The 13,739-nt window shown below is 46.8% G+C and carries 12 protein-coding genes; 3 read left to right on the forward strand and 9 right to left on the reverse strand.

Annotated elements, in window-relative coordinates; all coding sequences use genetic code 11:
• Positions 1-91 precede the first annotated feature (91 nt).
• Both K8R76_02300 and K8R76_02305 read left to right on the forward strand, forming a co-directional pair.
• Positions 92-1,216 (forward strand): hypothetical protein, encoded by a 1,125-nt coding sequence (locus tag K8R76_02300; GenBank protein ID MCD4847004.1) that lies wholly within the window; start codon positions 92-94, stop codon positions 1,214-1,216.
• 181 nt (positions 1,217-1,397) lie between these two features.
• Positions 1,398-2,525, forward strand: a complete 1,128-nt coding sequence (locus K8R76_02305) for a hypothetical protein (GenBank protein MCD4847005.1) — start codon at positions 1,398-1,400, stop codon at positions 2,523-2,525.
• A 61-nt stretch (positions 2,526-2,586) separates the two neighbouring features.
• Here the strand turns inward: K8R76_02305 and K8R76_02310 are convergent, their stop codons facing one another.
• The 7 genes from K8R76_02310 to larC all read right to left on the reverse strand — a co-directional run bounded on the left by K8R76_02310 (position 2,587) and on the right by larC (position 11,515).
• Positions 2,587-4,944: a homocysteine S-methyltransferase family protein gene (locus K8R76_02310; GenBank protein ID MCD4847006.1), complete on the reverse strand. Its 2,358-nt coding sequence runs from the start codon at positions 4,942-4,944 to the stop codon at positions 2,587-2,589.
• Positions 4,945-5,074: 130 nt separating this feature from the next.
• Complete coding sequence (locus K8R76_02315; GenBank protein ID MCD4847007.1) at positions 5,075-6,871, reverse strand: homocysteine S-methyltransferase family protein; 1,797 nt, start codon at positions 6,869-6,871, stop codon at positions 5,075-5,077.
• Between the two features lie 15 nt (positions 6,872-6,886).
• A complete protein-coding gene (locus K8R76_02320; protein ID MCD4847008.1) occupies positions 6,887-7,822 on the reverse strand; it encodes an SDR family oxidoreductase in 936 nt (311 codons plus the stop codon).
• Position 7,823: 1 nt separating this feature from the next.
• Positions 7,824-8,591, reverse strand: a complete 768-nt coding sequence (gene larB / locus K8R76_02325; protein ID MCD4847009.1) for a nickel pincer cofactor biosynthesis protein LarB — start codon at positions 8,589-8,591, stop codon at positions 7,824-7,826.
• Entirely contained in the window at positions 8,584-9,657 is a 1,074-nt protein-coding gene (gene hydE, locus K8R76_02330; protein MCD4847010.1) for a [FeFe] hydrogenase H-cluster radical SAM maturase HydE, read from the reverse strand. The genes larB and hydE overlap by 8 nt, the downstream gene beginning before the upstream one ends.
• A gap of 5 nt (positions 9,658-9,662) precedes the next feature.
• A complete protein-coding gene (locus K8R76_02335) occupies positions 9,663-10,337 on the reverse strand; it encodes a redoxin domain-containing protein (GenBank protein MCD4847011.1) in 675 nt (224 codons plus the stop codon).
• Positions 10,334-11,515: a nickel pincer cofactor biosynthesis protein LarC gene (gene larC / locus K8R76_02340; GenBank protein ID MCD4847012.1), complete on the reverse strand. Its 1,182-nt coding sequence runs from the start codon at positions 11,513-11,515 to the stop codon at positions 10,334-10,336. Before larC ends, K8R76_02335 begins: the two co-directional genes overlap by 4 nt.
• A gap of 85 nt (positions 11,516-11,600) precedes the next feature.
• Between larC and K8R76_02345 the strand changes: the two genes are divergently transcribed.
• Positions 11,601-12,356 carry an ATP-dependent sacrificial sulfur transferase LarE gene (locus K8R76_02345; protein ID MCD4847013.1) on the forward strand — a complete coding sequence of 252 codons (756 nt, stop codon included), beginning with the start codon at positions 11,601-11,603 and terminating at the stop codon, positions 12,354-12,356.
• Here the strand turns inward: K8R76_02345 and K8R76_02350 are convergent.
• Positions 12,353-13,030: a DUF1847 domain-containing protein gene (locus K8R76_02350; GenBank protein ID MCD4847014.1), complete on the reverse strand. Its 678-nt coding sequence runs from the start codon at positions 13,028-13,030 to the stop codon at positions 12,353-12,355. The genes K8R76_02345 and K8R76_02350 overlap by 4 nt on opposite strands.
• A 38-nt stretch (positions 13,031-13,068) precedes the next feature.
• Positions 13,069-13,578 carry a PH domain-containing protein gene (locus tag K8R76_02355; GenBank protein ID MCD4847015.1) on the reverse strand — a complete coding sequence of 170 codons (510 nt, stop codon included), beginning with the start codon at positions 13,576-13,578 and terminating at the stop codon, positions 13,069-13,071.
• Between the last annotated feature and the right edge of the window lie 161 nt (positions 13,579-13,739).

The raw sequence follows: 13,739 nt of genomic DNA on the forward strand, positions 1-13,739 counted from the left end.
GGATCTTAGTAATCAAATTTGGTGAAATACTTGACATTCTGTTTTTCTCTAGTATTAACTTGTTAGTATTATTAAGAAAGGATATCATCAAATGTTCAAGAATATCACTGTAATGTCACTGGCAGTATTCGCGCTTATAAGCTGTGGAAAGAGCATGCAGGAAGGGACAGATGCCACGGTAGCCGTTGAATCAGAACCATCCGTCGTATTGGTACCTGTTGATTCCATCGGAGTTGAACAGGGTGATTCCAACTATGTGATGGGCGGAGTAGAAAGCGTAGCGTTCGGGCCTGATGGTAATATTGCAGTTCTTGATTGCGGCAGATCATGTACGCGGATCTATTCACGCGAAGGGGAGTATCTCAGACGGATAGGCAACAGGGGAAACGGTCCAGGCGAACTGCAGAGTGTGACTTTTCTGGCTATCTCAGAGGATGGGCATGTTTACATGTCGGGAACAGGCAGTTCCGAGTATGGAGTTCATGCATTCGACTATTTCACCGGCAGATGGCTCGAATCCGAGCATACTTTCGTTCCCCCCAGCTGTCTCGAGGGATCAGAGGAAAACTCCTATGTGCGCAAGACCATCGGATTCGAGATGAAAGACGGAGAACCCTGGCTGCTTATATCAATAGCCAGGCATGCAGTCGGTCTGGAAGAACCAATTCAGACTTATTACGAGGAATCAGTTCGCTTCGATCTTTCTGACGATGTCGGAATGCTGGAACTCGACTGGTATGGTTACGACATAGCAGCAACTGCTGATGGAGACGTATATATAGCTCCCCGATCGACTGAAGAAGCGCTTGTCATAGCCTTCGATTCCATCGGTCAGGAGAAATACCGGTTTGAGCTTGATCTTGAGCCGGTAGCAAGAACTGAAGATGAGATGGAAATGGAGAGGAATATCCTCCGCGCTAAAGCCATTGCCTCCGATGAGAATCCGGCTGGTCTGGAGCCGAATCCATACAAACCTCTTATCCGGGGATTGGAAGTAGACGGATCCGGGAACCTCTGGGTACTTCAGGGAGGGCCTTCAATCCCGACATTCAACGTGTTTGACAGTTCAGGGGAATTCCTCTACACTGCACGGGTTGCCGGCAATCCCCCTGATGGAAGCACATGGCGCTTTTATATGGACGAGAACGGAATACTTGCGTACGCGGAAGATCCTGCATCCGGCTTCCAGAAAATCTATATGCTTGAGATGCAATAGCATCGGGGACATGCACTCTCTGGTGCATGTCCCCAAAAAGCAGGACTCTTTGGTGCGTATCCCCTACAATAACGATATTAGAAACAAATACACTGCACGGTGGTAGGAAATTATGTGTCTATGGGAAACGCTCTTATATTAAGAACTGAAATATTACTGATTCCAAACGAGGAGATATAACATGAGGAAAATAGCTGTAGCAACACTGGTATCACTTCTGTTATTGATAAGTTGCGGCGGGAGTGAACCGGATCAGGACGAAACGCTGCAAGTAGTTGAGGAAGTCAGGACAGTTTCACTCATTCTTGTAGACTCACTCGGTATAGAAATGGGTGACTCCCTTTATGTCATGGGAGCATTGGAAGGTCTTTTCTACGGTCCCGACGGTAATATTGCCGTATTGGACTGCTCACGATCATGTGTACGGGTATACTCACCGTCCGGTGAGTACCTCAGGCAGATCAGCAAAAAGGGAAACGGTCCAGGGGAACTCCAGGATGCAGCTTTTCTTTCGATATCAGAGGACGGACACATATTCATGTCCGGTGAGGGAAGTGAGATTCTCGGTCTTCATCAGTTCGATTACGCTACAGGAGAATGGCTCGGTTCCGAACAGTCATTCGGCTCTCCTCCCACATGTTTAGAAGGTGCAGAGGACAGTTCATATGTTCGGAAGGATCTGACATTCGACACATCCACAGGAGAAGCACGGATATTGGTTTCTATATCAAAGTACGAATACGGTTCTGAAGAGCCTCTGAAGACCTATATTGAAGACACAGTTCCCTTCGATCCTTCCGATATGGCCGGGCTGATAGAATTACTCTGGTACGGTTATGATATAGCAGCTGATTTCAATGGAAATGTATATATTGCTCCCCGTTCTGCAGAAGAAGCAGTTGTTATGATCTATGACCCGGACGGGAATGAGATCAACAGACTGGAACTGGATCTGGAACCGGTACTTCGTACCGAAGAGGAACTGGAGATTGAGAAATACATCCTTGAATCAAAGGCCGCTATTATGGGCGATGATTTCCCTGAGCTGAACCCGGATCCCTATAAACCATTGATCAGAGGAATCGAAATTGATGGTGAAGGAAACATCTGGGTACTTCGAGGAGGACCGATTACGCCCACTTTCGATGTTTTCGATGCTACAGGGAAACAACTTTTTACGGCAGTAGTGGCGGGAAACCCGCCTGATGGCGGTTCTTGGCGTTTCTTCATTGATTCACATGGTATTCTTGCTTATGCGGAAGATCCTGCCTGCGGGTACCAGCAGATTTATCTGCTAGAGATTCAATAGCACTAGGGGACATGCAGGCTCTGCTGCGTGTCCCCAATGACTGTCTGCTATATGACACCGTTTATTTGTGTTGTTTATTGGTGGGTGGCACCAGACGTTTGGCTTCAAGTACTGCCTGGTAGGCGTCACGGGCGTATCCATCGGCACTGATGGATTTTGCGTATTCCTCCGTGATTACAGCACCTCCAATTAGAATCCGGGCTTTAAGATTCCTCTCCTTCGCGACGGTCACTACTTTCTCCATTTCCGGGGCTGTTGTGCTCATCAGCGCGGAGAGAGCAATGATATCAGCATCAATTTCCTCAGCCTTCTCTGCGATGACTGTTGCGTGAACATCCTTTCCAAGATCGATTACTTCAAAACCTGCATTCCTGAGAAACAGTGCTACAAGATTCTTGCCTATGTCATGTATGTCACCCCTGACAGATGCCAGAATAACTTTTCCTCTGTATTCCGGTATTCCATCCTTCGTAAGGTGCGGTTCAAGAAGAGTCATCAGTGTTTTCGACGCATCAGCAGCGGCTATAAGATGAGGAAGAAAAAGCTTTCTTCTGCTGTAGAGATCGCCAACCTTCTCCATAGCGCTGGCCAGGCATTTCTCGAGGATTTCACTCGCAGATACACCGCTTTCAAGAAGCTCTCTTCCGGCTGACTCCGTCTGCCTTCTATCACCAATAATGATGTTTTTCCTGAGTATTCCCATGAAATCCGGCGATATTCCCTGTGCATCAAGTTCAGGCAGTCTTCTCTCGACCGGTTCGAGTTTGCCCAGCAGTATTTGTGAGTACGTGTGGGCCTCCAGCATCATCGAATCAAGCACATCGATGATAGCGATATCGAGCCCATACGCGGCCATAGCAGACAGAAGAGCAGCATTGATACCACTCCGCTCAGGAAGTCCATGAGAGATATTGGAGATTCCGGCAATAGTCAGAAGCCCTCGATCCTTCAGGAGTGTGAGAGTTTCCAGGGTTATTCCCGCGTCTGCGCCTGTACCCAGAGGTTTTACGATAGGATCGGCAATCACTCTGTCTTCCGGAAAACCCGCCTTCCTCAGGATAGAGATGCCCTTTTCAATCTTCGACAGTCTTTCAGATGGAGTTTCTCCAAGACCATCTTCGTCTATCGGCAGAAGAACAATATATCCGCCGTGGCGAAGGAGAGTATCAACTCTGTCCAGTATATATTCTTCTGATGCTGTGAGCGAGTTGAGTATTCCGATTCCTCCAAGCTCGCTGAAGGCTTTTTCGATATTGACCGGATCAGACAGATCAATTGAAAGAGGTGCGCCGAGGGAAAGGTGACTGAAGAGTTCGCAAACAAACCCTTCGGGGAGAATTCTCTCCAGGCCAAGGTTCACGTCAATTATATCTGCTCTTCCCTGAGCACGTGCCAGAGAGACTACACCGAGAAAATCACTCTCTGAAAGCGATTTTTGAAGCTGCGTTTTTCCGGTAGGATTGATGGATTCACCTGCAGTAAGCATTCTGTCTCCCACAGGTACTATACGGTCAACCGAAGTCAGAGCGAGGAACTTTTCGGTGTTTATCACTTTCGCGGGGCGTCTGCCAAGAAGAGAAGTATATTCCCGTACATGTGAAGGGCCGGAGCCGCAGCATCCTCCAATTATTGATGCTCCGCTACATGCGAAATCCTCCATCCATCCCGCGAATCTTTCAGGATTCATTTCATAATGACCATCAACAGGCAAACCTGCGTTAGGTTCAACAGTTATCCGTTTTTCGCAGAAACGAGCCATCTCCTGTATGACCGGAAGTAATTCTTCCGGACCTGTTGAGCAATTAGCCCCGGTAGCGTCAACAGGAAGCTGGTTCATCAGAAGAGAAAGTGCTGTGGGTGACGTTCCTGATAAGGACAGACCTCCGGATCCAAACGTCATCTGGGCGGATATGAATGCGTCCGGATCGGAGTCTTTTACGGCAAGAACTGCTGCTTTCAGCTCCCTCGGATCGGAGAAAGTCTCAAGGAAGAATATATCGATGCCGGCTGTCGAGAGAGCTTTCGCTTGTACACTGAAAAGATCGTAGGCGTCCTTCCAGGTCATGTTTCCCGATGGATGAATCATGTTCCCGGTGGGTCCGATACTGGCGGCAACCATGACTCTGTCTCCGACTTCATCAATAGCTATCTTAACCAGTAGAGAATTCAGCTCCCGTACATTATCAGGATTTCCAAGTTTTGCCGCTGTACCTCCGAAAGTACATGTGAGAACGATATCAGCATGAGCATCGGCGTACTCACGGTGAATCGACCTGAGAACATCAGGATGAGCGGCAGCCCATTCCTCGGGAGATACACCGACCGGCATTCCAGACCTCATCAGTTCTGTTCCGATTCCCCCGTCGAGGAAGACTATCCTCTCACGTAGAAGTTGTCTCAGCCTTTGTGCTTGTACCATTCCACTACTCCCGTCAAGCTTCTGACATGTTCGAGCATATATGCACTATTCTCGATAGATACCCCAACCACTGCTTCTTCAGAGATTGATGAACGATGTACTGATAGCGGTAAAAGCTCGCTGAAACGAATTATCTCTGCGAACGCCATGCTTCTGCCAGCATACGGCTTCCTTTTCTCGATCCCGCAAGATAAACTCCTGAAGAGATACCTCTCAGATGCTCCATGAGTTCCGAGAGAAGATCAACGGAGTATAAAAGAACATCCCTGTCATCAAGAGATCCTATCTTTGACATAACATGATCCGGAATTGAAATACCGGGAACTTCTGAAGCCAGATATTCAGCGGATATTCTATTCCGAAGCGGCATGAGAGCGGGAAGGATCGGGTACTCCTTCATCAGTTTCACAGAATGTTCAATTGTTTCCAGAGAATAAACGGGCTGGCTTATGAAAAACCTGCAACCCCTGTCCCATCTTTTTTTTATTTTCTCAAGTTGAGATTCACCGCCCAGGCTGATCGCGGTACCTGGGAAAAATCCCGCTCCGGCCCCAATACTTCTTTTATTGAAATCCAGTCCGTTTATAAGGTGCTGTATCAGTTCCAGGGTTTCCTCTGTTGTAAGATCATAGACTGCTGTCGCTTCGGGATAATCCCCAAGAGAAGGAGGGTCACCCGATATGAGAAACAGACCCTGTACGCCCGTACCGGCAAGACCAAGCAGGTCCGACTGCACCCGCGTGAGGCTCCTGTCTCTGAGAGCGAAATGTACAAGCGGTTCAATGCCCAGTTCTTCTCTGAGATAGAGTCCAGCGAGGCATGGAGAGACTCTTACTCTGCCCATCGGTGAATCAGGAATGCTTATTGTTACAGGAGCGAATTGTTCAAGTTTTTCAGCTCGAGACAGGAAGGTTGAGAAATCTCCTCCTCTGGGGGGAAGGAGTTCGATAATAAGAGCATCCTTCCTGGTTAACTGCCCTGCAAGACCCGGGGGAGTATCAGAAGCTCTGACAGCCGGAACTTCACCACCCGTTTCAGAAATCCATTCTGAAGTTACCGATGTTTTCTCCTTATTCCGCAGTCTTTCTGCAAGCAGTGAGATGAAAGCAGGCGTCGTTCCGCAGCAACCTCCTATCAGAGCTGTTTCACTGTCCGTACATGAAAGCATGCATCTGCTGAAATGTTCCGGATTGTCAGGGAAGATAAAACGACCGTCAACATATTTGCCTGTTCCGGAATTCGGCTCAAGAAGAATGGGGAAAGGCGATATCAATTTCAATCTCCGGTGGATGTCCAGGAACTGAAGAGGGCCAATACCATGGTTTGCCCCAAGCATCACGATATCTGTATCCCTGAACACATCAACAGTATCGTTCACAGAGAAACCTGATGGAGTCAGGATGTCCTGACCGAATGTAAAACTGACAGCAATCGGGATATCAAGGGACATGGATCGAACAATATCGTATATGAGCCTTGCCTGCCGAGGATCAACCTGAGTCTCAAGAAGAATCAGTTCAGCACCACCCTCGAGCAATCCTTCGATTTGTGGAACAAAAGCTTCGCGGAGATGATCAGGATCACTTTGTCCCAGGCTGAAAGAACGGCCTGAGTTAAGCGGTCCAACCGCGCCTGCGACCATGCAGTCCGGAATCCTTGCAGCAAGCTTTGCTGCTTTGCTGTTGATCTCCCTGCATCTATCAGCCAGACCATGCATATCCAGCTTCAGCACATTTGCGTCAAAAGTATCAGTGGTGAGAATCTTTGCCCCTGCGAAGGCGTATTCCCTGTGAATGCTGCCCAGTATTTCAGGAGATCTGATTACCGCTTCACATGCAAGATATGAACCCGGAAAACCAAGAGAGAAGAGGTACTCACCTATGGCGCCATCTGCAAGAACAACCGATTCAGTATCCAGTAGATTCATTAGTTCTGCCGTTAATCATGGAAGGTTCTCAAGCATGAAAGATACGGTGCTTTCCAAACCCTCTTCAAAAGCGACCACAGGTTCATATCCCAGAAGATTTTCAGCGAGAGAAATATCAGCCCTGCTGTGTTTTACATCTCCGGGGCGATCCGGGCCATAAAGAGGGATAATATCTTCCCTGTCCGTTAATCTTGCTATTTCGGAAGCCAGTCTGTTTACTGTAATACTGTCTCCGCATGCTATGTTCAGCATTCTTCCCGGAGCTTCAGGAGCATTTGCAGCAAGAAGATTTGCATGAACTACGTTTGCAATAAAAGTAAAATCTCTTGACTGCTCGCCGTTTCCATTTATCACAGGCTTTCTTCTCTCATAGAAGGCTCTGATGAACAGCGGAATAACAGCGGAGTAGGGACTGTCAGGATCCTGGTAGGGGCCGAAGACATTGAAATATCGGAGGGCAACGGTTTCCAGTCCGTAGATATGATGAAAAACCTGCATATATTTCTCTCCGGCAAGTTTACTGACGGCATAGGGAGAAAGGGGTTTTACGTGAAGATCCTCGGTTTTGACCTGCTCATCGGCATCTCCGTAAATAGAAGAGGAAGAAGCAAAAAGAACCCGTCTGCAACCGGCGTCCAGAGCGGCATGAAGGATATTCAAAGTACCCTGAACGTTCACTTCATTAGTTGTTATCGGGTCAGATATTGAACGCGGAACACTGGGAAGCGCTCCCTGATGAAAGACAACTTCTACGTCTTCCATAGCGTTCCGTACAATGTGATAGCTGCGGAGATCACCTTCTATTACTTCGATATCATTTCTGATATCAGCCAGATTGGCCCAGTGACCGGTTGAGAAATTATCCAGAATCCTGACTTTCTCTCCTCCTGCCAGAGCTTTCCTTGCGATATTGCTGCCGATGAAGCCGGCACCTCCGGTTACAAGATACATGCTAATAGTTTCCTCTCAATATTCTAAGTGCAGCTGCCGCCGCGCCAAGTCCGTTATCGATATTCATTACGCATATTCCCGGACTGCATGAATTAAGCATCGAAAGGAGCGCAGTGACTCCCTTGAATGCGGTACCATATCCTGTGGATGTTGGTACTGCAACTATAGGTCCTTTGTACAAACCTCCAATTACAGTTGGAAGAGCAGCGTCCATTCCAGCGCAGACGATGCAGACAGAATTAGTCCGAAGATCGGGAAGAATATGTCCCAGTCTGTGGATTCCCGCTACTCCGATATCATAAAATCGATTCACATCAACATTCATAGTCTCCAGAATTACAGCAGATTCCTCAGCTGCATGAAGATCTGATGTTCCAGCGGAGACAACAGCAACTGATCCCTCATTTTCCCTGTATTCAGTTTCGTTACTTCCGAGAGTATAAATATGAGCTCTCTCGTGATAGGAACCATCCGGGAAAGCTTTCCGAAGGTATTCGCCAAGTTCAACTTCAACTCTGGATACTATTGCAAGGCCTGCCCTGCTGAAGAGATTCTCAGTTACAGCTCTTACTTCTTCGAAATCCTTCCCCGAAGCAAGTACGATCTCGGGAAGAACAGCTCTTACGCCTCTACCCGTATCCACTCTTGCGAATCCCAGTTGAGAAGTAAGCTGTGAATTCAGGATATCGAGAGCTTCTTCGGGGGAAATACCAGCCTTCTTCAATAATTCAAGGAGTTCATACACTTCATGACTATTCAGTTCAATCACCTGCCTGTGCTTTCATTCGATTTACAAAATGAAGCGGATCCCCGGGATTTCCGAGTTCAATATTTCTTCCAATCGCACCGCATCGATTTTCCAGTATTTTTAGAATTCCATCCAGGGTGTCCTTCACATGCACTTTGCCCTGGTAAAGATTGTAATTCTCTCTGTATTTCATCGGGGTGAGATTCGGCATCACAACGTTCGCTCCTGCCATGAGACCTTTTTCAAGACCTTCAGGGTCAAGAGTCTGCAGAGCTGTAGTGGCAGCGATATTGATAGTTGGAAGCAGAATTCTCAGCAGTGAGATCATCCGCAGTGTCAGAAGTTCCCTTTCCTCCCATCGGCTGAGTTCACCTCGTCTGTCCCAGAGAGGAGTCTGTTCATGCTCAAGATAGGGTCCCATACCGCACATATCAATATCCATTTTTTTCATGAACAGCAGATCATCGGCCAGATTCTCAGCAGTTTGTCCAGGCAGGCCGATAAGGACACCAGTTCCGGTCTGCCAGTCTGTTGATCTGATCATCTGAAGAGTACGCAACCTGTCATCGTATTTGTGAAGACCATCGTCAGGGTGAAATCTTTCATACAATTCCGGCGTAGAAGTCTCAATCCTCAGAAGGTACCTGTGAGCGCCTGCTTTTTTAAGTCTTTCCAAAACCCTGATAGGGAGTTCTCCGGTTGAAAGCACCATCCTGACTCCCTCAAGGTTTCCAGAAACCCATCGGAGTATCCTCTCTATATGGTCAATATGCATAGCTCCAAGCAGTTCCCCCGATTGAAGCAGAAAAGAGCGCAAACCCTTCGAGTATCCTGATTCAAATACGTTAACAACTTCATCAAAAGGAATCGTATATCGAGAAAAGTTTCTGTTATCTCTTCTGAGTCCGCAGTAGAGGCAGTTCTTCCTGCAATTATTTGACAGTTCAATAATTCCTCTGAGAAAAACACCGGAACCTGCTGATTCCAGAAGAGCAGCTCTCGCAGCCTCAAACAGCTCAGAATCGGGTCCTTCACCCTCAAGGAAGTGAATTATACTTTGCCGCGTAAGATCGTTCGAGAGATTCAAACCGGTCAGGATTCCGCCCGAAGTGAATTCGGAATGAATGATTCTCCATCCGGTCTGAAAACCGGACTCGGAGAAGGTCGCATGGCTCCCTCCAGCTGGAGGAGATCTTCAACAATGCCTTTAAGATCAGCCTGTTCCCATCCGGTGTAGAATCTTGCGGATACTCTCGCCTGTGAGTCAAGAACCAGCAAAGCAGGGTATGAACTGACATTGAACCGGTTTGATACAATCCCTCGGTTATCAACGATCACTGGAAAATCAATGCCCCAGTCATTAACGATGCTTTCCAGTTCTTCGATAGAGCTTTCGGATGTTTCCAATGCAATCACCACAACAAGAGGCTGTTCTTCGAATTCAGTTTGAATCTCCTTAAGCAATGTGAAATACTGAACATCTGAAAGAGTAGACATCCTGCAGAAGAAAACAACGACTACATGTCTTCTGAGCTGGTTGTAAATACTCAGAGGTTCGCTGCTGTTGAACCAGATATGCTCCCGCGGAAAATCATCAACATCTGAAAGAATACTCTCGCTGGGAGGTTCCGGATTGAGAGAAAAAAGGAAACTGATCAAGAAAGCCGATAGTACAAGCGCCAGAAGGAACAACGCTGTTGATCGTATTTTCTTCCTGCCCAGAGATGTCATCGGGAGGTCTTTTGAATAATCTTCCAGAAGAATCACCCTCCCTTTTTCAATTGATCAGCCGCGATTCTTGCCGCGGTTATAACAGTCTGCACTGGAACATTATAAGTTCTTGATGCAGTCGCGCAATCTTCATACTCGGGCTCCAAATGTATTATTTCATCTTCAAAGATACCTGTTTTGACAGGAATCGTACCGAATTCTGTCGATACATCAATGAAATCCCTTTCAAGGACAGCCCTTTCTGTTTCCCGAATCCTTATTCCGAGAGTTGTTGTATTACGAAAAATGCATTCAATGACATCATCCTTCATCGAAGAAGGACAAAGAACAGTTACCTCGATTGAAGGTCTGCCTTTTCTGCCGATACACATTGCCGCATAGCAGTCAAAAGCTCCGGATTCGAGAATAAGATCAGCAGTATCAGGCCAGATTCTCATATCCATATCGTCCAGGATTGTTCTTAATTCGATACAATTATCATGATTACATCCGATACTCCCCGCCTGAGTTCCAATCGTAACGCGAAGCAGATTGGGTCTTTCCAGGTCGAATATACCGGCGCCCATTCCGGAACTGACAGGAATCAGGGGGGGAGGGGTACCCCATGATTCGACTGCGTTGACAAGTATGGTTGCGCCGGTGGGAGTGGTCAGTTCAGATCTTATGCCGGAAGGGCAGGTGGGAACACCTCTGAGAAGAGATACTGTTGCAGGAGACGGAACAGGCAGAGTACCGTGCGCGCAGGTTACAGTACCTGTTCCAGTCGCAATGGGAGAAGAGAAAACCCTCTCAATTCCAAGCAGATGAAGGCAACAGAAGCTTCCCACTATATCAATTATGGCATCCATCGCGCCTGTTTCGTGAAAATGAACTTCGTTTACAGGTATTCCATGAGCTTCCGCTTCCGCTTCGGCAAGCTTCTGAAACGATTTGAGACTATTACCGGTGACAGATTCAGGTAAATTTGCATTCCTGATTATTTTTTCAATATCTCGAAGTTTTCTTGCTTCGGTTTCGAGTGGAACCTGTACCTCGACATAAGTCCCTCTTAGGCTTTTTTTAGAAACTGTTTCCGTGGCGATTTTCCAGCCGTTCAGGTTGAGCTTTGAAAGCATCTCATTCAAACCTGACTGATCTGCACCGGCATCGATAAGAGCACCGAGAATCATATTCCCGGAAGCACCGCAGAAAGGATCGAAAACAGCTATTTTCATAGACCACCTAATTTATCAGGGACATTTCTCTATATAGCCATCATATTATAAGTGGCAGGACATAGTATAAACCAGAGGAGTAATTGTGATTGTCCCGGGTTCGCTGAAGATATTTTTGCTTGATGCTTCTCGCTGCGCGATACTCTTCTCTGGTGGTGCCGACAGCGAAGTTCTTCTGAGAGCTGCGGTCGATGTTCTTAATCCGCAAAATGTTGTATCACTGACCGCGGATTCACCGTTTCTTGCGGGATTCTACAGAAATTCTATTCAAAGAGTTGCAGCTGAAATCAGAATAGAATCGATTTTTGTGAACGTAAATCTGCTGGATAATCCGATTTTCAGAAAGAATACACCTGAGCGCTGCTATATCTGTAAGCGGGAAATTTACAGGAAACTTCGGGAGAAAGCCCGATCTCTTGGATACGCTGTGGTAATGGACGGCACGAATACTGATGATCAGGAAGAGTACAGACCAGGTCTGGCGGCTGCCAGGGAGTACGGAATTATTCATCCTTTCCTTGAAGCCGGTATGGGAAAGGCGGACATCGGCAGAATGGCTGCCGCACTTGCGGCCTGCGGAACAGAAAAGCCTTCAGATTCATGTCTTGCTACAAGGATTGTTGAGGGGCACTCGATTACTTTAGAACTTGTTGAGCTTGTAGAAAAAATGGAAGCTCCGCTTCGGCCTTTAGTACAGGGAAGATTTCGCGTTCGTACTGATGGTAGCAAATTGACTGTGAGATTCTCGAAGATCGATTCGGATGTTGTTGATAAGCACCGCGAGGAATTGATTAGCATAGCAAACATGGCCGGATTGGCGTGCAAATTCTGCCAGATCTAATCTTCCTTCAGATACCGACTGTAGCTTTCCAGAGTATAGACCGCTGCTAGAGGATTGTGTGCTGAAGTCCGATCTTTTGCTGCAAGGACAGTACAAAAAGCATCAGAGTATTTCAGAAACAGTGAATCGTGTCCGACACACAAACCAATCATTATATTGAATTCCGTTTTCGCTTCATTGAGAACCATAGCCTGAAATATAGAATTGCACACCGATTCATCTGTTCCCGGTCTGATTTTTTCACTGTCTTTGATTCCGATGAATTCTTTCTTCGTTCTTCCTGCCTTGCAGATTACAGAGACAACCTCAAAACCTTTTTCGGTCAGAAAACTCTCTATAGCTCCAGCTTCTCTTGAAAGACCTGTGCAGAAAGCAAGCCCCAGCTTACTGAAGTCCATTTTTTTCGCGAATTCAACTATCTCAAGAAGCCGTGGTTTACAGGGTTCAGGACAGGTATTCTGCGGACTTCTGTTCCGGTAACCTTCGCCCTCCTGAATTGAAGCCTGCCTGGCGAATTCCCTGATATCCTGATTCTCGAACTCAACATTTGCTTTTTTAAGAAGTTCGGTATTAGCAGTCGGACAGTACGGTAAAGCTTTTCCCGACTGTGTTGAACACAGACGTTCTTCAGCAGTATAGGGACATCTTGCACAGGATGGATATTCTCTTTCCATGTTATTCAACTCCGGACATTCCACATACTGTTCAGTGTTCAGTATGAAGCGTTCTGTATGTTACGCAGAATTTCCACGAACATATCAGGATTTTCAGGTGAGACAACAATTACCTGTTTATCAAATGTAAGAACCACGCAGTTTCTGAAATCAGTGACAAAAGCCCGGAAGGAACCAAGTTTCCCGCTTTTGTACTTTCCGGAAAAACTGAAAAGCCCTCCATTACCCATGGTTCTGATTGAACCTGTCATAGCTTTGGCATCGCGATAGACAGACACAAGGGAAGAGAGATCAAATTCCGTTTCCCAGAGAAGCCTCCTTATTCCGAGAACATTGCCTTTGATCACATACCCTCTAACAGTGAAAAGCAGAGCGATGAAAAGTACGATAATCGGGATCACACAGTATAGAATCGCTTCTATTACTGCACCGCCTTTTGACAGAAGAAGCCATCCCGGTAAACCTATGATTATAACAATGCCAAGGAGACTGAGTACTTTAAGAAGTGAGCCCCAGGGAGCCTGAAAAGATCTGTCCGCATCCATCATAATCACTCCTTCAAAATGGTGAATTCATTAAATAATCTATGTGAGGTAGCCATCTAATGCAACTCAAATATTTGACTCTTTCCATTCACACAGATATTTAGTCCGCATATTTCACCAGGTTGCGTAACGAAACGGTGTAGAAGCGCTCGCAGACAAGGCAT

Source organism: Candidatus Aegiribacteria sp. (genome assembly GCA_021108435.1).
Classification (GTDB): Bacteria; Fermentibacterota; Fermentibacteria; order Fermentibacterales; family JCC-6; genus Aegiribacteria.

Coding starts and splice junctions, on each gene's coding strand:
- K8R76_02355 (MCD4847015.1), bottom strand. CDS start 13,578: ATGATGGATGCGGACAGATCTTTTCAGGCTCCCTGGGGCTCACTTCTT.
- K8R76_02310 (MCD4847006.1), bottom strand. CDS start 4,944: ATGGTACAAGCACAAAGGCTGAGACAACTTCTACGTGAGAGGATAGTC.
- K8R76_02350 (MCD4847014.1), bottom strand. CDS start 13,030: ATGGAAAGAGAATATCCATCCTGTGCAAGATGTCCCTATACTGCTGAA.
- K8R76_02320 (MCD4847008.1), bottom strand. CDS start 7,822: ATGTATCTTGTAACCGGAGGTGCCGGCTTCATCGGCAGCAATATCGCA.
- K8R76_02315 (MCD4847007.1), bottom strand. CDS start 6,871: ATGAATCTACTGGATACTGAATCGGTTGTTCTTGCAGATGGCGCCATA.
- K8R76_02300 (MCD4847004.1), top strand. CDS start 92: ATGTTCAAGAATATCACTGTAATGTCACTGGCAGTATTCGCGCTTATA.
- larC (MCD4847012.1), bottom strand. CDS start 11,515: ATGAAAATAGCTGTTTTCGATCCTTTCTGCGGTGCTTCCGGGAATATG.
- K8R76_02305 (MCD4847005.1), top strand. CDS start 1,398: ATGAGGAAAATAGCTGTAGCAACACTGGTATCACTTCTGTTATTGATA.